The sequence below is a fragment of the Aliidiomarina quisquiliarum genome, from assembly GCF_023922585.1.
Lineage (GTDB): Bacteria > Pseudomonadota > Gammaproteobacteria > Enterobacterales > Alteromonadaceae > Aliidiomarina > Aliidiomarina quisquiliarum.
In genome coordinates this window covers 61,966-86,648 of the sequence record NZ_JAMFTN010000025.1, presented here as the reverse complement: position 1 = coordinate 86,648, position 24,683 = coordinate 61,966, and the positions used below count along the sequence as shown (strand labels likewise).

The 24,683-nt window shown below is 47.5% G+C and carries 22 protein-coding genes; 14 read left to right on the top strand and 8 right to left on the bottom strand.

What is annotated here, in order from left to right:
• Positions 1–600: a Yip1 family protein gene (locus M1L23_RS11325; protein ID WP_252627494.1), complete on the bottom strand. Its 600-nt coding sequence runs from the start codon at positions 598–600 to the stop codon at positions 1–3.
• Positions 601–690: 90 nt separating this feature from the next.
• On the opposite strand from M1L23_RS11325, the gene miaE reads away from it, so the two are divergent.
• A complete protein-coding gene (gene miaE / locus M1L23_RS11320; protein ID WP_252627493.1) occupies positions 691–1,467 on the top strand; it encodes a tRNA isopentenyl-2-thiomethyl-A-37 hydroxylase MiaE in 777 nt (258 codons plus the stop codon).
• Here miaE and lpxH read toward each other — a convergent pair.
• From lpxH to M1L23_RS11305, 3 genes are all read right to left on the bottom strand, one after another.
• Complete coding sequence (gene lpxH / locus M1L23_RS11315) at positions 1,464–2,204, bottom strand: UDP-2,3-diacylglucosamine diphosphatase (protein ID WP_256473774.1); 741 nt, start codon at positions 2,202–2,204, stop codon at positions 1,464–1,466. The genes miaE and lpxH overlap by 4 nt on opposite strands.
• A 2-nt stretch (positions 2,205–2,206) precedes the next feature.
• A complete protein-coding gene (locus M1L23_RS11310; protein ID WP_252627489.1) occupies positions 2,207–2,722 on the bottom strand; it encodes a peptidylprolyl isomerase in 516 nt (171 codons plus the stop codon).
• Between the two features lie 114 nt (positions 2,723–2,836).
• Complete coding sequence (locus M1L23_RS11305; protein ID WP_252627488.1) at positions 2,837–3,580, bottom strand: LOG family protein; 744 nt, start codon at positions 3,578–3,580, stop codon at positions 2,837–2,839.
• A gap of 89 nt (positions 3,581–3,669) precedes the next feature.
• On the opposite strand from M1L23_RS11305, the gene cysS reads away from it, so the two are divergent.
• A complete protein-coding gene (gene cysS, locus M1L23_RS11300; protein WP_252627486.1) occupies positions 3,670–5,064 on the top strand; it encodes a cysteine--tRNA ligase in 1,395 nt (464 codons plus the stop codon).
• A 47-nt stretch (positions 5,065–5,111) separates the two neighbouring features.
• On the top strand, positions 5,112–6,656 hold the full coding sequence (locus M1L23_RS11295; RefSeq protein ID WP_252627482.1) for a M17 family metallopeptidase: 1,545 nt from the start codon (positions 5,112–5,114) through the stop codon (positions 6,654–6,656).
• An 81-nt stretch (positions 6,657–6,737) separates the two neighbouring features.
• Here M1L23_RS11295 and M1L23_RS11290 read toward each other — a convergent pair whose 3' ends face one another.
• The gene (locus tag M1L23_RS11290) at positions 6,738–7,124 is read right to left on the bottom strand and encodes an acyl-CoA thioesterase (protein ID WP_252627481.1); all 387 of its coding nucleotides are present in this window, start codon (positions 7,122–7,124) and stop codon (positions 6,738–6,740) included.
• Positions 7,125–7,198: 74 nt separating this feature from the next.
• Positions 7,199–9,370 (bottom strand): TonB-dependent receptor, encoded by a 2,172-nt coding sequence (locus M1L23_RS11285; protein ID WP_252627479.1) that lies wholly within the window; start codon positions 9,368–9,370, stop codon positions 7,199–7,201.
• Positions 9,371–9,552: 182 nt separating this feature from the next.
• Here M1L23_RS11285 and M1L23_RS11280 point away from each other — a divergent pair, with 182 nt between their 5' ends.
• Positions 9,553–11,262 (top strand): M28 family metallopeptidase, encoded by a 1,710-nt coding sequence (locus M1L23_RS11280; RefSeq protein ID WP_252627477.1) that lies wholly within the window; start codon positions 9,553–9,555, stop codon positions 11,260–11,262.
• A gap of 40 nt (positions 11,263–11,302) precedes the next feature.
• Positions 11,303–11,731 carry an HIT domain-containing protein gene (locus tag M1L23_RS11275; protein WP_252627476.1) on the top strand — a complete coding sequence of 143 codons (429 nt, stop codon included), beginning with the start codon at positions 11,303–11,305 and terminating at the stop codon, positions 11,729–11,731.
• A gap of 17 nt (positions 11,732–11,748) precedes the next feature.
• Here M1L23_RS11275 and fldB read toward each other — a convergent pair whose 3' ends face one another.
• Positions 11,749–12,273, bottom strand: a complete 525-nt coding sequence (fldB, locus tag M1L23_RS11270; protein WP_252627474.1) for a flavodoxin FldB — start codon at positions 12,271–12,273, stop codon at positions 11,749–11,751.
• Between the two features lie 133 nt (positions 12,274–12,406).
• On the opposite strand from fldB, the gene M1L23_RS11265 reads away from it, so the two are divergent.
• Positions 12,407–12,700: a YfcL family protein gene (locus tag M1L23_RS11265; protein ID WP_252627473.1), complete on the top strand. Its 294-nt coding sequence runs from the start codon at positions 12,407–12,409 to the stop codon at positions 12,698–12,700.
• On the opposite strand, the gene mnmC is transcribed toward M1L23_RS11265, so the two are convergent.
• Positions 12,701–14,620 (bottom strand): bifunctional tRNA (5-methylaminomethyl-2-thiouridine)(34)-methyltransferase MnmC2/FAD-dependent 5-carboxymethylaminomethyl-2-thiouridine(34) oxidoreductase MnmC1, encoded by a 1,920-nt coding sequence (mnmC, locus tag M1L23_RS11260; RefSeq protein WP_252627471.1) that lies wholly within the window; start codon positions 14,618–14,620, stop codon positions 12,701–12,703.
• A gap of 120 nt (positions 14,621–14,740) precedes the next feature.
• On the opposite strand from mnmC, the gene fabB reads away from it, so the two are divergent.
• The 8 genes from fabB (at position 14,741) to M1L23_RS11220 (ending at position 24,637) form a co-directional block, all read left to right on the top strand.
• Positions 14,741–15,961 (top strand): beta-ketoacyl-ACP synthase I, encoded by a 1,221-nt coding sequence (fabB, locus tag M1L23_RS11255; protein ID WP_252627465.1) that lies wholly within the window; start codon positions 14,741–14,743, stop codon positions 15,959–15,961.
• A gap of 84 nt (positions 15,962–16,045) precedes the next feature.
• Complete coding sequence (locus M1L23_RS11250; protein WP_252627464.1) at positions 16,046–17,191, top strand: 4-phosphoerythronate dehydrogenase; 1,146 nt, start codon at positions 16,046–16,048, stop codon at positions 17,189–17,191.
• A 58-nt stretch (positions 17,192–17,249) separates the two neighbouring features.
• Positions 17,250–18,266 carry an aspartate-semialdehyde dehydrogenase gene (locus M1L23_RS11245; protein WP_252627463.1) on the top strand — a complete coding sequence of 339 codons (1,017 nt, stop codon included), beginning with the start codon at positions 17,250–17,252 and terminating at the stop codon, positions 18,264–18,266.
• A gap of 216 nt (positions 18,267–18,482) precedes the next feature.
• Positions 18,483–20,936 carry a FimV/HubP family polar landmark protein gene (locus M1L23_RS11240; RefSeq protein WP_252627458.1) on the top strand — a complete coding sequence of 818 codons (2,454 nt, stop codon included), beginning with the start codon at positions 18,483–18,485 and terminating at the stop codon, positions 20,934–20,936.
• Positions 20,937–20,945: 9 nt separating this feature from the next.
• Positions 20,946–21,734 carry a tRNA pseudouridine(38-40) synthase TruA gene (gene truA, locus M1L23_RS11235; protein WP_252627524.1) on the top strand — a complete coding sequence of 263 codons (789 nt, stop codon included), beginning with the start codon at positions 20,946–20,948 and terminating at the stop codon, positions 21,732–21,734.
• 136 nt (positions 21,735–21,870) lie between these two features.
• Positions 21,871–22,749, top strand: a complete 879-nt coding sequence (gene accD / locus M1L23_RS11230; RefSeq protein ID WP_252627457.1) for an acetyl-CoA carboxylase, carboxyltransferase subunit beta — start codon at positions 21,871–21,873, stop codon at positions 22,747–22,749.
• Between the two features lie 30 nt (positions 22,750–22,779).
• Positions 22,780–24,090, top strand: a complete 1,311-nt coding sequence (folC, locus tag M1L23_RS11225; protein ID WP_252627456.1) for a bifunctional tetrahydrofolate synthase/dihydrofolate synthase — start codon at positions 22,780–22,782, stop codon at positions 24,088–24,090.
• Entirely contained in the window at positions 24,080–24,637 is a 558-nt protein-coding gene (locus M1L23_RS11220; protein ID WP_252627455.1) for an SPOR domain-containing protein, read from the top strand. Before folC ends, M1L23_RS11220 begins: the two co-directional genes overlap by 11 nt.
• Positions 24,638–24,683 lie beyond the last annotated feature (46 nt).

The following is a 24,683-nucleotide window of genomic DNA, read 5'->3' as shown; positions in this document are numbered from 1 at the left end:
TTACTGAATAAATACTGGGGCGAAGCCATTGGTCCAAGCCATTGCTGAAATAACCATTAGAATAACCATTAAAATTAAACCAGCTGTTACCACTGAGCTGGCATACATGAAACCACGCTCTTCTGGAATTTTCATTAAAATAGGTACCCCGGTGTAAAGCAAGTACACGGAGTAAGCCAAACCGCCCAAAAATACTAAGCTAACAAACCACAGCTCGGGATACAAAGCACCAACGCCAGCCATTAAAACGGGCGTTGCCGTGTAAGCCGAGAGCTCTAAAGACTGTTTAAAGCTGGTATCTGCGCCGAAGGTTTTAGACATCCAATGAATTAAATAGGCCAGGGCAATAACACCCGCTAACAAGCCAAAGTACATTAAAATAGCCATAAGCAGGGCGCTGTCGGCGGCTAAATAAATGTTTTTTTGAATACCAATGTTCCAACCCGTATGAACCGACGCATAGTAGGCGCAACTGGCGGGAATTAAGGCAATAAGCAAAAGGTGTGAAAGAGCAAATCCCAAGCTTTCATTGCGGGTACCAATTCTTTTCCATGCTTTAAGTGGATGGGCGTAGAGACCCCAAACATGATTTAGTATCATAGTAGCTCCTTGCTGCACTAAAAGTTTGTACAAAATGTGTGCAGGTATATAGATCTATAATAGTAAATTGAGCAGAAGGCAATACTTGATGTGAATACAGATCACCCATCCGAGCAAATAAATAACCTATTAGTGCCCATTCGAAACTTTCTTCACGTAGCAACACCACAAGCATGGCTAAACTTGGCGGCAACGCCTGAAGCCTTAAATATATTGCTCATTGACCATTTGCATTGCGAATTAAAAGCGGCACAAAGTGCGGCTTTGTTGTTACGACGATATATTTTAGACGAACAAGGTGCCGCCGAGGTATTGAACTGGCTATTACCTTACGAAGACGCCATTTACCGTAAGCAAGCGGTGAACTTGCGGCAATTAGGCAATCACATTCCACGCCTTAAAATAACGACTGAGCATGAATGGCAAGCCCGCATGGTCGATCGCATGGTGTTGTTAATGAAAGAAGAGCTGCATCACTTTAGCCAAGTGTTCGACATAATGACGGCCCGTGGCATTGATATACAGGCGGTGAGTGCTTCGCGTTATGCGGCGGGGTTACTACGCCATGCCCGTAAGCACGAGCCAGCAATGCTAGTAGACAAGCTTATTATCGGGGCGTTAATAGAAGCCCGTTCGTGCGAGCGTTTTGCGGCGTTGGCGCCATATTTAGACAGCGAGCTGGCGCGCTTTTATATTTCATTATTACGTTCGGAAGCACGGCACTTTGAAGACTACTTAGCCTTAGCGGAAGAAGTAAATGGTGGGCCAATAACCGAGCATATTGAACGTTTAGCTAAAGTTGAAGCCGAGCTGATATTGTCGCCAGACACCGAGTTACGCTTTCATAGCGGCGTGCCGACTAGCTAGTTGCTGCTTAAAGGTTCGCTGCGGAGTATAAAAGTATCGGCGGTTACTTCTAAAATACTACCTTGTTCGTACCAGTCGCCAAGTACAATGCGGGTGCCCACCTGGCCGTTGGCAAGTTCATGTTCATGAATATTGGGCTGGTGGGTATGGCCGTGAATGATACGTTCCAGCTTATATTTGGCAAAAGCCTGCTGTACTGCTGGCTCGGTGGTGTCCATGGCTTTTAATTGTTCGGGCGTGAGGGGTTGGTTGCTTTTGCTGCTTGAGCGAAGCTTTTGAGCAAGGCTACGGCGCCATTTTAATGGTAACCGTTTGGCTATAGCCAAAAGCAATGGGTTGCGAACAACTTTACGAAAACGTTGATAGGCAACGTCGTCGGTGCATAAACAGTCGCCGTGCAGTAATAATGTAGGGGTACCATAAATGTCGGCAACAAAAGGCTGCTCGAGAATGGTTACGCCTGTTTCAGTAGCAAACCGTTCGCCAATAAGAAAGTCGCGATTACCAGCAATAAAGAAGCAGGGTACCCCAGCGTCGGTAAGCTGCCTTAATTCGTAAATAATGTGACGATGAAAAGGGGTTTGATCATCGTCACCAATCCAATAGTCGAATAAGTCGCCTAAAATATAAAGGGCATCACTTTCACGCGCTTCAGTACGTAAAAAGGTTACGAACAGAGCGGTCATATCCGGCCTGCAAACACTTAAGTGAAGGTCTGAAATGAAGCGCGTAATCATTATTATTCGGCTGCGGCAGCTTCAACTGTAGTACGTTCAATAATAACGTCTTCTACTGGTACGTCGCCGTGGTAGCCAGAGTTGCCGGTTTTAACGTTACGAATAGCGTCGACTACGTCAAGGCCTTCAACCACTTCACCAAACACGCAGTAACCCCAGCCGTTGCTATTTTCTGCAGTGAAGTCGAGGCCTCGGGCGCCGTTGTCTTCAACGTTAATAAAAAATTGGCAGGTTGCTGAATGTGGGTCTTGGGTACGGGCCATGGCTATGGTACCGCGGGTGTTAGACAATTTGTTGTTTGCTTCGTTTTTAATCGGCGCTTCCGTTGGCTTCTGGGTCATACCTGGTTCAAAGCCACCGCCCTGAATCATAAAGTTACTAATAACACGGTGAAAAATTGTGTTGTCGTAGAAACCACTTTCAGCATAACGAAGAAAGTTAGCAACGGTTTCAGGTGCTTTGTCGGCGAATAATTCGATGCGAATGTCGCCGTGATTCGTGTGTAATGTTACAAACATAAAAAATCCTTACCTAGTGACTTAAATGGCCTAAAGCCAAAAACAAATAAACGGAACAGCGGAAGTTTAGCGGAAACTGCTCTGGTTTGAAAAGAAAACCCTTTGCAGGCTGATTTAATCAAGCTCTTGCAATACGGGCTGTAGAGCGTTGAAGGCTTCTTCAACAGTGCTAACCACATGATAAAGTTCAAGGTTGTCTTTATCAATTAAGCCACACTCTAGTAATATTTCTAAATCAAGCAAGCGGTTCCAGAAGTCTGCACCGTAGAGAATAATTGGAATGCGGGGCATTTTCTTGGTTTGTATAAGAGTTAAGGTTTCAAACAGCTCGTCGAGGGTGCCAAAACCACCGGGAAATACGATTAATGCCCGTGCCCGCTTTAAAAAGTGCATTTTACGCAGGGCAAAATATTGAAACTCAATACTGTGCTTAGCCGCAATAAACGGATTTAGTTTTTGCTCTCGCGGAATAACAATATTTAGGCCGATACTGGCATGGCCAGCGTCGAAGGCTCCGCGGCTAGCAGCTTCCATAATGCCAGGGCCACCACCAGTAATCAGGCGGGTGTCGCAAAGGTTGCTTTCTTCAATATAACGCCCCAGTTGAAATGCCAATTCACGGGCTTCTGCATAGAAGGACGCCATGTGGCCGCAGTCGTTGCCGTTGTTTGTTTCTGGATCAGGAATTCGCGCGCTGCCAAAAATAGAAATGGTATGCTTTACGCTTTCACCATTGAAGGTGTCTTCAGCTAGTTGCCATTCTTCGGCGAGGCGTTCCGCATGGCCGCGGCTTGCTGCCGGCGCTTCGGTGTCTAATGTTAATGTTTCAATAGGATAGTTTTTGTTGTCAATTGACATGAATGTTCCTCGTATACTACAAAAATGATAAGCTTCGCATTCATTTTTAACGCAAATCAGCTGATCGTCGCCGGAGACACAATTATACCATGCTTCAGATTTATAACTCACTGACTCATCGTAAAGAAGAATTTAAACCGCTCACACCTGGTAAGGTGAGTTTGTATGTCTGCGGCGTGACTATTTACGACTATTGTCATATTGGCCATGCCCGAACCTATGTCGCTTTCGACGTGGTAGTACGTTACCTACGTTATCGTGGTTACGAGGTTACCTTTGTGCGCAACGTAACCGACGTAGACGACAAAATAATTAACCGTGCGGCAGAAACCAATGCCGATATTAATGCTATTACTGAGCAATTTCTAACTTACATGCATGAAGACTTCGATGCGCTGAACCTGACTCGGCCAGACATCGAGCCACGAGTAACCACTCACATGCCTGAAATTATAGAAATAATAGAAACGCTATTGGCTAAAAAACATGCCTATGTGGCTACTTCAGGTGACGTTTTATTCGATGTAAGTAGCTTCCCTGATTACGGCAAACTAAGTGGGCAAGCGCTGGAACAGCTGCAAGCAGGGGCGCGCGTAGCGGTGGTGGAAGACAAACGTGACCCACTAGACTTCGTGCTGTGGAAAAAAGCTAAAGCAGGTGAGCCCAGTTGGAGTTCGCCATGGGGCGAAGGTCGGCCAGGCTGGCATATTGAATGTTCAGCCATGAGTGGCAAACACTTAGGTACTCACTTCGACATTCACGGCGGCGGTTCCGACTTACAGTTTCCGCACCATGAAAATGAAATTGCCCAATCAAGCTGTGCCCACGACACGCCTTATGTGAACTATTGGATGCACACGGGTATGGTGCAGGTGAATGAAGAAAAAATGTCGAAGTCGCTCGATAATTTTTTCACCATTCGCGAAGTACTAAAAGAGTACGATGCAGAAACGGTGCGCTTTTTCTTATTAAGCGGGCACTATCGCAGCCAGCTAAATTATTCAGAAAGTCATTTAGATCAAGCACGGGCAAGTTTAGAGCGTTTGTATACGGCATTGCGCGATATTGAGGTAAGTGCTGTGTCGGCAGAAACCCGTAACAGCTACGAGCCTGCGTTTACTGCTGCATTAAATGACGACTTTAATGTACCAGAAGCCATGTCGGTTATTTTTGAGCTGGCGCGGGAATTAAACCGTTTACGTGCAGTAAATACGGCTGAAACGAAAGCAAAGGCGCAAGAAATAGCTGGGCTTATGCGTGAATATGGCGCAGTGCTGGGCATTTTAGAACAAACACCAGAACACTTTTTACATGGTGGCGGCGACAGCGCTGAAGTAGCCACTATTGAAGCATTGATTAAACAGCGTAACGACGCCAGAGCCGCAAAAGATTGGGCCGGCGCCGACCAAGCACGCGACGCCCTGCAAGCTATGGGTATCGTATTGGAAGATTCTGCTGAAGGCACGCGCTGGCGCCGACAGTAAATTAGCTATTAAAAGCTGAAACACATAACAACTAAGGTGAAATAAATATGGCATTACGTGCACCAGAACCTTTTACTCCCGAGCAAGTAACTTGGGACAGCCTAACCAACGGTAGTTGGGACGCGCTAATTGTAGTAGGCCCACACTTTGATGAGCTTCCAGAACACTGCCAAGCGGCCATTGCTGCGGCTAAAGTAACCGACGATTCGGTTACCCAGCAATTAAGCATAGTGCCTTGCGCAGGCGTACCAGGTAACCGCTTGGTACTAGCGCCAACGGGCAGCCTTGCGCGTGACTATGACGACGTGCGCCGATTTTATGACGCCGCGCGCGATGCAGTAACACGGGTGGCGAAAGCTGGCGCGAAACAGCCGGTAATTATGACTACGGCGGTACCTGCTGGCGCCGCATGGCAACATGCTTTGGCCAGTAGCTATTTAGGTTTAAGCCAAGGCGCCTACGAGCCATTAGAAGCCCGTGAGCACTTTGGTGAGGGGCTAGAGCCTTTTGCGGCGGTGGGTGTGCTGGGTGAAACCAGTATAGAGTGGTTAACGGCAGTAGAAGCAGGACGTCGTGTTGCTCGTGATATTTGCGGTACTGAGCCAGAGCGTATGTCGCCGGCCCGGGCTGCTGAATATTGCCAGCAAGCGTTTGCTGGTAGCAGTGTAAGTGTAACTATTATTAATGATCGTATGCAGCTGCAACATGAATACCCACTATTAAGCGCTGTGGCGCGGGCTTCGTTTGCCGTTGAAAAACAACGCCCTTGTGTGGTGCGGTTGGAATATAAAGGCGAAGGCCCTATTACCGAAAGTTTGTTTTTAGTGGGTAAAGGTATTACCTACGACACCGGTGGTGCCGACTTGAAAACCGGCGGCCACATGGCCGGCATGAGCCGTGATAAAGGTGGTGCAGCTGGAGTGGCTGGTTTTTTACGCACCGTTGCAGGGCTAAAACCAAAAGGCTTACGAGTAGTGGCTGAATTAGCATTTGTGCGCAATAACATTGGCAGCTTAGCTTTTGTGGCTGATGAAATTGTTACCGGCCGTTCAGGTGTGCGTGTACGTATTGGAAACACCGACGCCGAAGGGCGTTTGGTAATTGCCGATTCGTTAACGAAGCTAAAAGATGAAGCGCTAACGGCAGAAAACCCGTCGCTTTATACGGTAGCAACCTTAACAGGCCATGCGGCATTGTCGAAAGGCCCATACACAGCATTAGTACCTAATGGCCCAGCGCTGAAAGCGGGCATTGTGCAAAAAATTATGGATGCCGGCGAACTGTGGGGCGACGGGGCTGAGCTGTCGCTGAGCCGTCGTGAAGACTTTGACTTTGTGCGTGGCCGTACTAAGGCCGATGATGTGTTGTCGTCGAACAATGGTCCTTCGGCAACCACGGCACGTGGGCATCAATTCCCGATGGCGTTCTTAGTGTTAACGGCTGGTTTAGACAAGCATGACAATGCGTCTGAGCTACCGTTGCCATACACCCATATTGATATTGCCGGTAGTGGTGTAGAAGGCGGCGACTGGCAGCATGGCAAGCCAACGGCAACACCTGTACTGGCTTTAGCTGGCGCATTTTTAAAATAAGAATAAACAGTTAGAATAAAAAAGGGCTGTCATACAGAAGTACGACAGCCCTTTTGTTTTTGTACTGTAGCAAAAGGGGTATTAAAACTTAACGGCTAATAGGTCTTCTTTCGTTTTACCATGAGCCATGGGCTTGCGGCTGTCGCTGTCGATATGAACAAAAACAATTTCATCGGCCACGCAAATGGTTTGCTTGGTAATTTTATTGCGCACCACACAGGTAACCGACACAGAGGTGCGACCAACATTTTTAATGTCGAGGCCAAATTCCACCACATCGCCTTTGTAGGCCGATGCTTCAAATGAAATGGCGGCAATGTACTTAGTTACTAAGCTGCGTTCGCCCAGTTGGCAGGAGGCGAAAATATACGCCTCTTCGTCTATCCATTCTAAAATACGGCCACCGAACAAAGAGCCGGCAAAATTCAGGTCGTTTGGCATCACTAGTCGACGTGATAAAAAGCGCATAGATTCTCCTTTGGGAACGCTTGCTAATAAACTTTAAATAATTAACTTATTCTACTGCACAGTATAGCCAATGCCTAGAATTGAGCGCGCACACCTATGCCAAAACTACGACCTGGCAGCGGGGCGAAGTCTTTGATAAAGGAGTTGTGAGCATAACCGAGCTGGTTGGTTATGTTTTCCGCTTTAAAGTAAATGGCAAAGTCTTGGCCAGCAAAGTAACTAGGATAGTAATTTACATGGGCGCTTAACATGCCAAAGCCGTCGGTTTTCACCTCGTCAGCAGAAACCTTTGTTTGGCTAAAATGATGGGTGTATGAAAGTTTCGTTTCCCAACCTGCAGGCATATAGCTTAGGTGCAAGCCTGCACGTTGTGCAGGTATGCGCGGCACATTGGTATTGCCTGGGCTAGCGTCGACAAACTTAGCGCGGGTGTAGTCGCTAAAAGCACCCAGGTGCCATTGTGAATTGAATTCGTAATGGCCTGCTAGCTCGTAGCCGTACAGGTCAGCGTCTTGTTGTTGATAGGCATAAATAGGTAAACCCGCACTACTATGGTCATGACCGTGATCATCGTGGTGGCCGTGATCATCGTGGTGGCTATGATCGGCAACCAGTAGTTCGCTACTTAAGCCAGTATTTTGTTGGTAAATAAAATTACGAATATGGTTGTAGAATACGCTCGCATCGAGGTGATACTTTAAACCATCGTAATGCAAACCAAGGTCAATGTTATTAGCTTTTTCTTTATTAAGGCCAGTTGTGCTAGGAGCAACATGGTATAACCCTGTGTAATCTGGATCAGTTGGGGCATGGTGATCTTCATGTAGCTCATAAAAACCACCTAACTCGTATGAACGGGTAGCAAAGTGAGCGCCATTGGCAAAGAGTTCATTTGCTTGTGGTGCGCGTTCACTATAGCTAAGGCTCATGCTGAAGCTTAGTAGCTCGGTTGCTCGATAGTTCACCCCAAAAGAAGCGCTAACAGGAGTGTGCTTAATGGTGCCGAAATCATCGGTAGCTATTTTAACCTCTTCTACCCGTGCACCCATTTCCAGGGTTATTTGGTCGATGTTTTTTTCTAGTAACCAGAATATCCCGGTTAAGTCGGTTTCAGAATTTGGCGTGAAAGCTTCGGTACCCGACGACTGGTATTGCTGATTTTGTACCTGAATACCAACAGCACCGTCCCAGCTCAAAATTGGCTGGTGCGTTGCGGTTAAACGTAGTTCAGTTTGCTCTAATGAAAACCCGGTTTCAACCACATCTCCTTCAATTTCGTCGTGATTCATTTCAGTAAAACCAAGATTAATGTCGAGGCGTTTAAACCCTTTCATAGGGTCGATAAACGAACCAAGCACTTGATAGCGGTCTTGCACAAAGCTGGCATAAATGTCGTCATGCTCGTCGTGGCTATCATGGCCTTCGCCTTCGTCGTGGGTGTGGCCGGGTAAACCATAGTCGCGTTCCATGCGGCCATATGAAAAGCCGATAAAGCCTGAGTCTAAAAAGTAGCTGGCACCAATGTTGAAGCCTTTGTCGTCGGTAAAGGAGTTTTCAATGGTGTTGGCAATATCGCCTTCGAGGGTAAGGAAATTTGGTACGTCGTAGTCGTCGCCTTTACGCATAAACATGTCGAAGTGCACCGTAATGTCGTCGGCACCGGCGTCTATTCCTGCACTTACATTACGTTCATTGGCACTGCTGTTGTAACCCGCGCCATAGTACCCAGTAATACCTTGTTCAGCGTAGCGCGGTACGCGATTGTCGACCACGTTAACCACACCACCGCTGGCGCCACTACCAAATAATAACGTTGAAGGGCCACGGAATACTTCAATTTGTTGGGCGGTGGTACTTTCTGTTGATACGGCATGGTCGGGGCCACCACGAGAAATGTCGGCTACATCTAAACCATTTTGTACCACTTTAACTCTGGGGCCGTCGAGGCCACGAATAACAGGGCTGCTTGCGGTAGGGCCAAAGTAGCTCGACTGCACACCAGGAATGCCGCGCAAGGTTTCACCTAGGGTTGCCGCTTGGGCTTGGCGTAATTCGTCGTCGCTTAATACATGAATAGCTTGGGCACTGTTCAGAGCCGACTTTTCAAGAGGTGATGCAGTAACAATAACACGCTCGTATTTGTGATCGTGTTCGTGGGGTGCGTTTTCTGCAGTTTCTTCAGCGTGAAGGGTAAGCGGCATTAAGAGGGTTGCCACAGCAAGGGCAACAGGGGTCTTCTGATACATCTAGAGGAATCCTTAAAGTGGGTTTTAATGCATTTAAGCGATGCATGGCTAGTTTGTGTGATGTTATAATGTAACACTACAATAATGGCATTTTGAAAGCAAGAGTTCAGTGATTATTGTGGCTGGTATGGAAGGCTGTAAGCGGTTAAACTGACCGCACTAATTTCTCAGGGTGTTTTCATATGAATTTGTATCGTAAGGGATTTCTTTCTTTGCTAACGGTTTTGGCTGTGGCTGCGTGTAGCCCGGCCGTCGAAGAAAAAAATCAGCAGCAAGATCAGGCTTTTCAACCAGTAGCCAGTGAAGTGGCGCTGGAAGCACATTTAGAGTTTCTAGCCAGCGACTTATTAGAAGGCCGTGACACGGGAACACGGGGCCATGAAATAGCCTCTGCTTATATAGTGAGCCAGTTTAAAGAGCTTGGTCTAGAGCCTGCTGGCAACGACGGCTATTACCAGCGGGTGCCTTTTCGTACCGCAACCTTAGTGGCCGATAGCCCGAAGTTTATTGTGCACAATGGTAGGAAAAATATTTCGCTGCCGTACTTAGAAGCTTTTACTGCTAGCCCGAGCACCTTTGCGGAAAAACTAGAAGTAACAGCCCCTTTAGTATTTGTGGGTTATGGCATGGTGTCGGACAAGTTTGGCTTTGACGACTACGCGGGCCTAGATGTAGACGGCGCAATTGTGGTGATGTTGTCGGGCCGCCCTGACGGTTTGCCAAGTGAGGCAGCAGCCCACCTTGGCCGGATTAAAACTGAATTAGCTATTGAGCGTGGTGCGGTGGGCATTATTACCTTACATACGCCTAAACAAGAGGAAGTTAGACCCTTTGCGGTCATGCGCCGCTATGCTGCTGATGCTCGCCGTATGACCTGGTTAACACCTGAAGGTGAAGCCCATGGCGACGAAGGCCAACTTCGTGGTGGAGCATTTTTGCATTATGAAGCGGCAGCGCATTTATTTGAAAACGTTGAGCTAGAGCTCGCCGACATTTGGCAACAAATAGACGCTAATGAAATGCCGAAGGGTGTTGCCCTTGGTGTGTCGGCAACCTTAGCGAAGCAGTCGGTGTTCGGTGCGCTCGATAGCCCTAACGTAATGGCAAAGCTTAGTGGCGGCCATAATACATTACGTAACGAAGTTGTGCTGTATACCGCCCATTCAGACCATTTAGGCCCGGTAAACAATACAGAAGGCGAGCTCAAGTTTAATAATGGCGCAATGGACAACGCAGCGGGTGTAGCAGTAATGCTAGAAACGGCGCGCATGTTTGTAGAAGCGGCGAAAAATGGCGACCACCCCGACCGTACCATTATGTTTGCGGCAGTTACCGCAGAAGAGCGTGGTTTATTGGGTGCCGATTACTTTGCCCATTACCCAACAGTGCCAATTGAAAACATTGTGGCGAACGTAAACTTAGACATGCCCGTGTTACTGTATAACTTTGCTGATGTTGTTGCCTTTGGTGCGGAACATTCAAGCTTAGGCGCCGTAGTTGCAGAAGCGGCAGAGTTGCATGGTATTAAGCGCAGCCCCGACCCAATGCCTGAGCAAGCTATTTTCACACGTTCAGACCACTATGCTTTAGTGAAAAAAGGAATTCCGGCGGTATTTTTGATGACTGGTTTTGAGTCGCAAAATGAAGGGGAAGATGGCGGCGAAGTGTGGGGCGAATTCTTTGCCAAGCATTACCACAGGCATTCAGACGAAATTAGCACCTTAACGGAACAATACGGCGGCATTCGTTATGATGCAGGCGCGGTATTTACCAATATTAACTACGATATTGGCCGCATGATTGCTAATGGCAATGCAGTGCGCCCAACATGGTTGCCAGACAGTTATTTTGGCCAGGTGTTTGCGGGTGACGAAAATAGTATTCGTCATTAAAGTATTCGCTACTAAAGTATTCAGCACTAAAAGGTAAATGATGACAGATATTTGGACCTTAGATACGCAGCTTGCTGCAGATACGAAGTCGGTAGGCGACTTGCCTCTTTGCCGTGTATTAGTGATGAACGACAGCCAGTACCCTTGGGTTATTTTAGTGCCAAGGGTTGCTGGAATTCGCGAAATATATGAGCTTGAAGCCATGCAACAACAGCAATTATTGCAAGAGTCGACTTTTTTATCAATGTGGTTAATGAAGCACTTTAAAGGCGAGAAGCTTAATATTGGTGCTTTGGGCAATGTGGTACCGCAGTTACATATGCACCATATTGTGCGCTTTAAAGCCGACCCCGCATGGCCAAGCCCTGTATGGGGTAAACACCCTGCGGTGGCTTATGAAGAAAAGGCGTTGCATGAGTTTTGCGACGCGCTAAAGGAAGGGCTGCGGTTACAACAGCCACTTTCTTAGTAATGAATAGCTGCTACTTAGGCGGCAGCTATTTCTTCTAAAACTTGGGTGCACCAAATAGCAATGCGCTCGTCTGACAATTCGTATTGCGAGTCTTCGTCTAGTGCTAGGCCAACAAAGTGTGTTTTATCTGCAGTTAGGCCTTTCGACGCTTCGAAGTTGTAGCCTTCATTGGGCCAAAACCCAATACGTTTTAAGTTAGGTTGTGCCACCGCGTCGTGCAGCATGCCGAGCGCGTCTTGAAACCATTCAGGGTAGCCGTCTTGGTCGCCCATACCATAAAGCGCTAACGTTTTACCGCTGAGGTTTAAGGTGCTTGCTTCTTGCCATAGGCTTTCCCAGTCTTCTTGTAATTCACCAAAGTCCCAAGTGGAAATGCCAAATATTAGTAACGAATAGTCGTTCACCTTAGCCAGCGGCACGTCTTTGATGTTGTATATGTCAACAATGTCGGCGCCAATAAAGTCGCGTATTTTTTCTGCTGCCATTTCTGTATAGCAGGTGGTTGAACCATAAAATAAACCAATCCGAAAATCACCCATGGTCTGGTTAAAACTCCAAGTACTGCGGGTAAAAAGAATGGCGGCCATTGTAACAGAAAGCCGTTTGGATGGTAGATGGCTAAGCCTATGAACGGTATACTAAGCGCCAAACTATTATAGCGTTTGAGGATATATGAGCAGCAAGAGTATTACCGAGATGTCGGAAGACATTGACGCGGAATTTGATCACATTGTGGCCCATGGTAACGACGATGAGCTGTTTGCGAGTGGGTATTTACGAGGCCATTTCGACTTGATTGTGGCGCGTTTAACTATGGCTGGTGAAGAAGATCAAGCGAAGTTTTGGCCAGCATTATATGCCAGTGTTGCCGAACACGCCGGTGAATTAAATGACAGTGACCGAGTGCTAGTAGAAGGCATGGTAACTCGGCTGGAGCAAAAAGCGAAAGCAACAGCTGCCCGTTAGTTACTCATTTGTTCTAGCTTGCGCCCGTTGTATAAAACGACGGGTGCCGGTTGCCTTTGCAATGCGCTCGCCAAAGGGTAATGGTTTACCCAGAATGTTGCACGCTACGGCATGTGCTAGCCACGGCGCCGTAGTAAACCCCCTCGAGCCTAACCCTAAAATAACCGACAAGCCTGGGCATGAAACGGTTTCTTTGCCGCAGGCACTGGCACGCACCAGTGGGCCTTGAATAGGAATATGATCAGGAGTTGTGGCGCGCACCGAAGCGCGGCAGCCAAGAAGGTCGCTAGCCTGAAAATTGGTATGCATCATGCTATTTAATTTGTTGATATTCGCGGCATTATCACTTTCTTTTATATTGGCACTATGGTCGTTTTGATCGAAGGTTGCCCCGGTACACAGCACCCCTTGCTGTGGCGGTAATACATAACCCTTCTCACACACTACATGCTGTAAGTTTTCGAGGGCGCCGGCCTGTAACAAGCTAATTTGCCCGCGCACGGGCCGAATAGGTAAGTTGGCCTGTGCTAACGCGCGACTGTGAATATGAGTGGCGGTAACGGCTTGCTCGGCTAACCCTAAACTATGGCCCACACATAACACCACATTTGTAGCTTGATAACTGCCGCTGTTGGTTTCAATGTGCCATTGGCTTGCAATACGCTCGAGCGACTTTACCGGCTGGTCTTTAATAATCTGGGTAGGAAGCCCACGGGTTTCACGATACTGAATAAGCTGCTGGAATAACTCGCTCACCACCGCCAACGGGTTAAGCCAACCAGCGGTTGGCATAAGCAGGCTGTGGGCTTTGGCCTGCACTATGGACGTTGGGTAAAGCTGGCGTTGAATAATTTTTTTCTGGCGAATTTTGTCTTCTGCTGAGCGCTCTAATAATTCCACACCGGTCCAATGTACCTGATGAGGCACATGTTGCTGGTAAAACGTGCGGCTAAAACAAAAGGCATGGGTGTTGAGTTGGCTTAGTAGGGTCCAGTTGGCTTGCAATAAGGGATAAATAGCCCCTTGGGGGTTACCAGAAGCACCGTCGGCAGGGCTTTTAGCGCCCCAAACTAAGGTTAATGGGCCGTTAAAGTCGCGTAATTCAGTAGCTACGCTTGCGGCGGCAATGCCGCCTCCAATAATGGCGATAGACTTAGGTAAGCGTGGCGCAGGTGTTGCTAAGGTTGGTTTAGTGCCGCAGAGCATATCGCGCTTATAGCCAAAACCACGGACTTTTTTTATGTTTAAGCCGGCTGCTTCTAAGCCTCGGCGAACATGGCCGGTGGCAGTGAAGGTAGCAAGGGTGCCCTGTGCTTTTAAGCTTTTAAATACCGATTGATACACCACCGGCTGCCACATGGTGGGGTTTTTGCTTGGTGCAAAGCCGTCTAGAAACCATGAGTCGACCATGTTTTCATGGGCTGCGGCCCAGTCGGGCAAGGTATCGAGCACGTCGCCAAAAATGAGGTCGAGGGTGATACGTGGGTGTAACTGCAGCCGGTGCAAGCCGGGAATAAGTTCAGGGTAATGAGCCGCGGTGGCTTGACTAATACTTTCAAACTCAGGCCAGTGGCTAGCAATAGTGGTGAGATCGCTGGCGTGAAGTGGGTACTTTTCAAAAGAAACATAATGCAGTTGAGTATGTGCTGGCGCGTGTTGGAGAAAGTCGGTGGCTGCGGTAAAAAAATTGAGCCCGGTGCCAAAGCCTGTTTCAGCTATGACCCAGGTAGAGTCAGCTTTTAAAGTGTGCCACTTAGCCGGTAAGAAATTGTGCTGAAGAAATACATATCGGCTTTCAGCGACGCCTTGGCCACGAGAAAAGTAAACGTCGTTATGCTGCGTAGAGCGAGGTGTGCCTGTGGCATCGAAGGCAAGCTCGGCATAGCTTAGGGGCGTTTTGTTCATGGGTTCTTGGGGCACAATACAACTCATTCCGTATGGCGAATAAAGGTATAGCTAAGCTGACCACTGCATTGATAGATTTTCGTTTGCTCGCGGACGCGCTATGATACGCACAAATTTTAACATAGGACAGACAAGATGAGACGAGCTGTTGTTACTGGTTTAGGTATTGTTTCGAGCATTGGCAACAACCAAGAAGAAGTGTTGAGTTCACTTCGTGAAGGGCGTTCAGGAATTACCCGTTCAGAAAGTTTTGCAGAAATGGGCTTACGTTGTCAGGTATGGGGCGACTTAAAAATTAATGTTGCAGACCATATTGATCGTAAAGCACTGCGCTTTATGGGCGACGCAGCTGCCTATGCATATATTTCTCTTGAGCAAGCTATTGCTGATGCAGGCTTAACCGAAGAGGAAGTAAGTAACGAGCGCACCGGGTTAGTAGTAGGTTCAGGTGGCGCTTCAGGTGAACACCAAGTTGCCGCAGCAGACACGTTGCGCGAGCGCGGTGTACGCCGTGTTGGGCCATATATGGTGCCACGTTGCATGGCGTCGACCACGTCTGCTTGCTTAGCAACGCCAATGAAAATTAAGGGCGTGAACTATTCAATTAGTTCGGCGTGTGCTACCAGTGCGCACTGTATTGGCCATGCGTTAGAGCTCATTCAATTAGGTAAGCAAGATCGCGTATTCGCAGGTGGTGGTGAAGAGCTGCATTGGACCCTAGGCATGGAATTTGACGCCATGGGTGCACTCAGCACGAAATATAACGACACGCCTGAAAAAGCGTCGCGTACCTATGACGCAGATCGTGACGGCTTCGTGCCTTCAGGTGGTGGCGGTATGCTGGTGATTGAAGAGCTAGAAACAGCCCTAGCCCGTGGTGCGAAAATTTATGCTGAAATTGTTGGCTACGGCGCAACCTCAGACGGTTACGACATGGTTGCTCCTTCAGGCGAAGGCGCTGTGCGTTGTATGAAAATGGCGATGGCCGGCTTAGATACGCCGATCGACTATTTGAATACGCACGGTACCAGCACGCCAGTAGGCGACGTGAAAGAGTTGGAGGCGATACGTGAAGTATTTGGCGACAACACCCCAGCAATTAGTGCAACCAAAGCAATGACAGGCCACGCGCTTGGTGCTGCTGGTGTTCACGAAGCGGTATTCTCATTACTCATGATGCGCGACGGCTTTGTAGCGCCTTCAATTAATATTGATAACTTAGACGAGCAAGCTGCGGGCATGAATATTGTGCGTGAGCCGCTTGAAAAAGAAATTAACGTGGTGATGTCGAATAGCTTTGGCTTTGGTGGTACGAACGCTTCTTTAGTGTTCCGCCGTTATGTTCCTGAAGCATAATTTATTCGTTATAGCTTGGTAACATATTAAAACGCAGGGAAAACTTGCTAAACTGGGCTCAAACCTGAATGAAGGCGAGAGCCCATGAATTTTTTGATTCACGAAAACCTTCCTAAACTTGACTGCTACCTGCAAGGGCGCGGGCAAATTAAAACTTTTTCTGGCCGTACTCCACCGGCAGCCGATCTTCTCGCAGCTGAGGTATTACTCATTCGCTCGGTAACGAAGGTTACTAAAGAACTACTCGATTTAGCCCCTCAACTTAAATTTGTTGGTACCGGTACTATTGGTACGGAGCATGTTGACGTTGATGCGTTACAGAAGCGCGGTATTGGTTTTGCCAGTGCGCCCGGCGCCAATGCTATTTCTGTTGGTGAATATGTGTTGGCTGCGGTGTTGGAGCTGGCGGCAACAGCCAAGCTAGAATTGGCGGGTAAACTGGCATTAGTGGTAGGGGCAGGGCATACGGGCGTGCAAGCGGGTAAACGCTTAGCGGCGCTGGGTATGGACGTGCGCTATATTGATCCTGAACCCGTGTTACCCAAAGCCGATAAAACCTTTGGCGACTGGTCGTTATTGGCCCAAGCAGATGTAATTACCTTTCATGTGCCGCTAACCACGGCAGCGCCCCATAGTACGTTGCATTTAATGCATGCAGAGCAATTAGCACTATTAAAGCCAGATGCTATTTTGGTTAATGCTAGCCGGGGCCCTGTGGTGCATAATCAAGCGTTACTACAACGGCTAAAAGACGGCCCACGGCTATATTGTGCTTTAGATGTGTGGGAAGGCGAACCTAGCGTAAATTTAGAGTTGCTACAGCGGGTGGGCTTAGCTACGCCACACATTGCAGGGCATAGTCTGGAAGGTAAAATACGTGGCAGTTATAAATTATATGAGGCCCTGTACGAGTTCTTCAGTTGGAAGGGCAAGCGACTAAGTGAAAGCCACTTTATGCCTGCAGTTAACTTACGCCAATTTACGGCGCCAACTTTAGCAAACCAAAAATTGCCGCAGGCGTTAGTAACAGACTGGGTACGCAGTAGTTATGCTATTGTTGCCGACGATAACGACTTTCGCGTACATGGTGTAACGGCCGAAGGCTTTGACAGGCTTCGAAAAGTTTACCAACACCGGCGCGAGTTAAGCGCCACTTGTGTTAAGGTGCCAGAAACATTCTTGAATCAGTGTCAGCAACTTGGTTTCAAGGTAGAGCTAACGCACGATTAGCAGTAGAATTAGTTAAGCATGAAGCCTAATTAGGCATATTTGAATTGAGAGGTAGTACATGAGTTTACAATTGAATGTTGCTGTTCTAGGAGCTACTGGTTTAGTAGGTAAACAACTACTTGAATGCCTGGCTGAACGAAAGTTTCCCATTAAACAGCTTTTTCCTTTAGCGAGTAGCCGTTCTGCGGGTACCGACATTCAATTCAACGGCGAACAGCTGGAAGTTCAAGATGCTGAACATTTCGACTGGAGTTTAGTTGACCTTGCCTTCTTTTCAGCGGGCGGCAGTATTTCTGCAATGTATGCGCCCCGTGCTGCAGACGCCGGCTGTGTAGTGATTGATAACACCTCGCACTTTCGTTATGAGCCAGATGTACCCTTAGTGGTACCAGAGGTAAATGGTGACGCGCTAGCAGATTTTCGTAACCGAAATATAATCGCTAACCCGAATTGTTCAACTATTCAAATGGTTGTCGCCTTAAAGCCTATTCACGATGCCTTTGGGGTTGATCGTATTAATGTGGCTACGTACCAGTCGGTTTCCGGAGCTGGTGCTAGTGGGGTAGACGAGCTGGCCAAACAAACCGCTAACTTATTAAATGGCATTCCGGTTGAGCCTGAAGCCTTTGCACGCCAAATTGCTTTTAACTGTATTCCTCAAATTGATTCGTTTTTAGATAATGACTACACCAAAGAAGAAATGAAAATGGTGTGGGAAACCCAAAAGATATTTGGTGACGATTCAATTCGCATCAATGCTACCGCCGTTCGGGTGCCGGTGTTTTTTGGCCATGCGGAAGCAATTCATTTAGAACTACGCCAACCGGCAGATGCGCAAACAATAAAAGATTTACTACGCAACGCGCCCGGCATAGAACTTATGGAAGATCAGGCCGACTTTCCAACCCAGGTGAGTGATGCAACTGGCCAAGACAAAGTATTTGTTGGCCGTGTACGACAAGACATTTCACACCCACAAGGCATAAACCTTTGGGTGGTAGCCGACAACGTGCGTAAAGGTGCCGCAACGAATAGTGTGCAAATTGCAGAGCATTTGTTGGCTAACTACTGGTAAACGAACATAAGAAAGCAATGAATGTAAGCTGCCTATGTAGGTTTTGTTTGCGTTAGGCTAGCTAATTATAAAGGGTAGATTGCCGTTACCTACTAAGGTAGCTTATAGTGTTTAAATGTTGTCGGTTAACTACTTAACTAGCTACGTACCTAGCTAGGCGAAAAGCTTTTCAATAATAATCAGGTATTAAATGTGCGTTCGATCAGGATTAATGCAATGACCCATTCAGCTCAGGGAAGTTTTGATGTGTTCCAGTTGCCTCGTCGGTGGGCTCGCACTGTAATTGTTGGTGCGCTTATAGGTGCTGGTACCTTTAGCCTATTTCATCCTCTTGATGTGGCCGCGCAAGAGCGTGACCGTATTGTTATTCGTGGCCCTGAAGGAGCAGAACAAACCGACGTGCGCATTGGTACTGAACGCTATGGGCCTATTAAAGCAACCGACACCTTATGGACCATAGCTAGCCAGTATCGACCACATTCTAGTGTTGACGTGCCGCAAATGATGGCGGCACTGGTGCTAGCGAACCCCGAAGCATTTCGTAATGGTAACCCAAGCGAAATGTTAACGGGTTTTTACCTAAGAATTCCAAGTTTGCAAGAAGTGCAAATGATGAATCCTGAAGCTGCTCGTAGGCAGGTGCAGCTTGGCGAACAACTTAACCGCCAGCAACAAGTGCTAAACGAACAACAACAGCTCACTAACCAACGACAAGAAGAACAAGACAAGCTAGTACAAGAAACCCGTACCCGCACAGAGCAAGCAATTGGTGAAGTGCGTGCGCGGCATGAACAAGAATTTATCGATTTGCGTGAAAGCTTATTGAGCTCAATTGAAACCACAGAAAAAGTTTTCCGTGACAATGAAGAGCTCAGAGAGCGTTTAGTGAGGCTGGAAGAGTTACTAAACGCCCTACAAGAAGGGGCCGTGACTTCTGCAGAATATCAGGCAGAAATAAGTGAACTGAAAGCTGCCCAAGAAGCACTACGTCGAGAGCAAGACATTGTTAGCGCACGCACGCAAGAAAAAACAGTAGTCGAAGAGCTATTAGACCACCCAGCGGCCCTAGCGCTACTTGCATCGGTTCCTGCGCTGTTAATGATTTTATTAACCACTTGGTTACTGCGCCGTCGCCAGTTAAATATATCTGAGCATGAGTTTTTAACAGAAACCAAAGGTGGGCGTGAGGCAGAACAAGAGTTGTCTGACGAAGAAGCGCGAGAGGCGCTTGAACGGGAGCTTATGGGGGGCATTACGGTAGAAGAAGACGACCTACTATCGGACGACCCATTTGAAGGCTTTGACGATGATGAAGGAGCTGATTTAGACCGCTTGTCAGACGAAATGCTAATGCCTCGTGCGACCGATGAAAGCAATGACGAAGCTGACTTTGACATACGTTTAGATGAGTCGGCAGAAGCACTAAACGAGAGTGACTTTTCAGAATTAGACGATGGTTTTGATAGTCCCGAGGAAACCCCAGAGGCGGTAGAGTTAGTGCAAGCTCCGCCAGCGGCGCCGCCACAAGCGCCAAGCAAGGCAGTTAACACCGATGACCCTACAGATGGCTCGCTTGGTCAAGATGATCTTGACCGCTTACTTGCTGGTGCAACCGATGATGACAGTGAAGAACAGTTTGAGCCAGAGCATGAAAGTACCACTGACGTTGATACCGATTCGGATGCAGCTGTAACCGCAGAGCAAGGCAACACTGCGACAACCGTTGATAGTGATGATATTGACGACCTGCTAGATAACTTTGCTAAAGATGATAAAACCACTAAACAAGTTGCCGCTAAAAGCGACGATTTGCTCCCTGAAGAGCCGAATAGCATTGATCCTTTCGACCCTGATGTGGTGCTTGATCAAACAGAGCAAACAGAGCAAACAGAGCAAACAGAGCAAGATAACGCTGAATCTGACGATGCAGAAGTTGAAGCGGATGATATTGATATTGACGAGCTATTTAATGAACTTGGAATTAGCGACGAAAGCACTGAAGAGATTACTCCCGAAGATATTGACTCGTTGTTATCTGAACCTGAAACCACTGACGCCGACGATGTCTTAGCAGGCGAAAGTAGCGCTGCAGATGAAGAGCCTGAACTGGTTTTTGTAGATGAAGATGACATTGATAATGAATTAGAACCAAATGAAGAAGAAGGCGATGAGCTACTTGCTGATGTGGACGCCGAAGGTGACGAAGAGCCAATTAGTTTAGAGGAAGTACAACCAACAGCAGAAAAAACCTCGCCATTAGAACAAGAAAGCGGTTTTACTGCGTTGGCGGACGATGAAGAGCTGGACGAAGACTACTACGCACTCGATGAAAATGAGCTAGCGGAAGCAACAGCAGCAGCGGAAAGTGAATTGGAGTCGCTATTTACGGAAGATGCGGATACAACCGACGAAGCGGACAGTTTTTTAAATATAGACGACATACTTGCCGAGACAGACACTGGTGTTGAAGCAGCAGCTGATGAAGATAACGACGACGATTCATACCGAGCAGAAGACCAATTAGCCGCACAATTAGACTTGGCTAGGGCTTACCTTGAAATGGATGAGTACGAGAATGCCCGTGAAGCGCTACAAGAAGTATTAGCGTCTGCCGACGAAGCCCTTAAAGCCGAAGCTGAGGAATTGCTGAAGCGGATTGATAACGAATAAATAATGAACATGCGTATTGCACTTGGAATTGAATATAATGGCCAGCAGTATTTTGGTTGGCAAAAGCAACACCATGTTATTAGCGTTCAAGCCTGTGTAGAGCGAGCACTAGAACAAATAAGCTTACACCCGGTAGCGGTGGTGTGTGCTGGGCGAACAGACGCAGGTGTACATGCGACACAGCAGGTAGTTCACTTTGATACTAGTGTTGATCGCCCCGATGGCGCTTGGACCATGGGGGTAAACTCGCATTTGCCCGACGATATAGCTATAAGGTGGGTAAAACGGGTTGGCGACGACTTCAGTGCGCGGTTTACGGCCGAGTCGCGGCGATATCGCTATGTTATTTACAATGCACCTTTTCGAGCTGCCATTTTAAATGGCGGTGTTACCCATATTCATCAGCCCCTTAATGCAGAGCGCATGCACGCTGCCGGGCAAGTTTTATTAGGTGAAAACGACTTCTCTTCGTTTCGGGCAGCGCAGTGTCAGTCGCATTCACCTTTTCGTAAAGTTCACTTTATTACGGTTAAACGTTTTGGCGCTTATGTGGTCATAGATATACAAGCAAATGCATTTGTGCACCACATGGTAAGGAATATAGCTGGGGCGCTTATTGTTGTTGGTAGTGGCGAGCAGCCTAAACAATGGCTGGAAGAGGTACTTGCAGCAAAAGACAGAAGAGTGTGCTCGGCTACGGCTAAACCTAATGGCCTTTATTTGGTTCATGTGCAGTACCCGCCTGAGTTAGAAATGCCTAAGGTACCGTTAGGACCATTATTTTTGCCGGAACGATAATAAAACGAAATAGGAACACTGGGCCTGACAACTAAGACCACTTAGCGCTGCAAACATGGGCTGAATTGTGCTTTAATGTCGGGTAATTCAACGAACATGACGTATTTGGCTTTTGGCCGATTAGTGATAGGTATTTATGAGCTGGATAGAAAGAATTCTTGCAAAACCACAATCTAGTAAACGCCGCAACATACCTGAAGGGGTGTGGAGTAAATGCGGGGGTTGTGAAGCTATTTTGTATCGTGCCGATCTTGAGCGCAATTTGCACGTATGCCCTAAGTGCGAGCACCACATGCGGGTTAGTGCGCGTGAGCGCCTCGATCAGTTTCTTGACGCCGACAATCGAGTGGAGCTTGGTGTCGAATTAGAGCCCCAAGACTTACTTAAATTTAGAGACTCTAAAAAATATAAAGACCGTATTGCTGCTGCACAAAAAGCGACCGGTGAAAAAGATGCATTAGTTGCCATGAAAGGCACTTTAAAAGGCCAGCCAATTGCTGCAGTTGCATTTGAATTTAGTTTTATGGGTGGCTCTATGGCTACGGTGGTTGGTTCGCGTTTTGTTAAAGCCGCTGAGGAATGTTTAGAACATAATATGCCGTTGGTATGTTTCTCTGCTTCGGGCGGTGCTCGTATGCAAGAGGCTTTACTGTCGTTAATGCAAATGGCAAAAACGTCGGCGGCATTAGCAAAAATGACCGAGCAGGGCTTACCTTATATTTCTGTGCTTACCGACCCAACTATGGGTGGCGTGTCGGCCAGTATTGCCATGTTAGGCGACATTAATATAGCCGAGCCAAAAGCACTAATTGGCTTTGCTGGGCCACGTGTTATTGAACAAACAGTGCGCGAAACATTGCCTGAAGGGTTTCAGCGGAGCGAGTTTTTACTCGAGCATGGCGCCATAGACATGATTGTAGACCGTCGTGAAATGCGCAATAAAGTTGCTAGTTTGTTGGCTAAATTTCAACACTTGCCAGCTCCTAAAACTGAAATAATGATGGCTGATAATTAATTCACCCTTGATGGAACGAGGTTTTAAACCTTGAATACACCACACGCTCAGGAACAGCCACGCTCATTAGATGCGTGGCTTTCTTATTTAGAGAACATACATAGCAAAGAAATTGACATGGGCCTTGACCGCATTGTTGCAGTGGCACAGTCGCTGCGGGTATTACAGCCTAGCCCGAAGGTTATTACTGTTGCAGGTACCAATGGTAAAGGCTCTTCGGTTGCCATGTTAGACGCTATATTGCAGCACGCTGGTTACAGTACGGCGTGCTATACCTCGCCACACCTAGTTGACTACCGCGAACGGGTGTTGGTGAACGGTAAAATGTTAACCGAACAAGAGCACTGCGAGGCCTTTAGTGCGGTTAATGCAGCACGGGGCAGTACGTCGCTAACCTATTTTGAATTTGGCACCCTAGCGGCGCTGTGGTTAATACAAAAACACCAGGTAGATGTTGCCATTCTTGAAATTGGTTTAGGTGGTCGTTTGGACGCGGTTAATATTGTCGACGCTGATTTAAGCATTGTTACCAGTGTTGATATTGATCATGTGGGCTTTTTAGGTAATGACCGGGAAAACATAGGTTTTGAGAAAGCCGGTATTTTCCGTGCGGGTAAGCCAGCCATTTGTGGCGACCGCTTGCCACCACAGCGTTTGTTGGCGCATGCGCAAGAAATTGGGGCGCATTTACTTTGTGTGCAACAAGACTACGATTTAGAAAAATCCGAGCAAGGCTGGAATTTTATACTTTGCTCAGAGTTGGCCAAACAGTCATTAACGGCATTAAAAAACTTACCAGAACCACAGTTGCCCGTAGTGAATGCCCTAGGAGTCATTGCTGGTTTACAGCATGCAGGCTTTAAGGTGAGTGCAAATAATGTTGCTCAGGGCTTACAAACAGCAACTGTGGCTGGCCGCTTTGAAATTTGGCCAGGTGAACCAAAGGTTATTCTTGATGTGGCACATAACCCACATGCAGCACGCTACTTACGTGACAAATTACAAGCCTTGCGCGAGCAAACTAGTAGCGATATAAACATTATTGCAGTGTGTGGCATGTTAGCCGATAAAGATATTCATGCTACTTTGGCTGAGTTGACGTTGGTTATAGACAGCTGGCATGTGGCTACCTTGCCGGGCACAAGGGCAGCACAAGCGGCGCATCTTGCTGGAGTTTTAACGCAGTTACAATGTCGCTCAAAACAATTTGTTTCAGTTGCCAATGCGTTTGAGCAAGCGTTAGCTGAAGCAAAGCCTAACGATGTGATAGTATGTTTTGGTTCGTTTTTAACAATTACCGCAATGTATGCTTGCAAAGGGAGAACGATAGGTGGCGAGTAGTCCTTTACAAAACCGGCTGGTAGGCACAGTGATCGTTGTTGCACTGGCCGTTATTATATTACCTGACCTGTTTAGTAATGCAGGACAGCTGCCGAATGATGACTTTCAAGTAACGCCTCTGCGACCCTCGGTAGAGCAGCAAATGCAATCTCCTAGTTTCCCCGCCGATTTTTCCGTTACCGGCCCAACCAGCAACGATGTTATTGCAGTACCTATTATAGAGGACCAAATTGAAGTGCGAGAGCTGGCGCCTACTGTGGTTTTGGGTGCCGATGAAGCAGAGCCTATTGCGCAAGCAGGTGACCGTTGGGTTATCCAGTTAGGTGCCTTTCGGAATGTTGATAGGGTGAACGATCTGATAACAAAGTTACGTGCTGAAGGCTTTCAAGCCGACAGCAGGGTATTACGCCGCCCAGAGGGGCAATTACACTTGCTGCTGGTTGGCCCTGATTTAAACGAACAAGCATTAACTTCACAATTAGGTCGGTTAAAAGAATTAACCGAGCTTGAGGGTAAAGTGGTACCTTATCGCCCAGCGAATGACTAAAAAACTAACGATAAGCGAATACTTTCTGCTAGAATTCGCAGGTCTA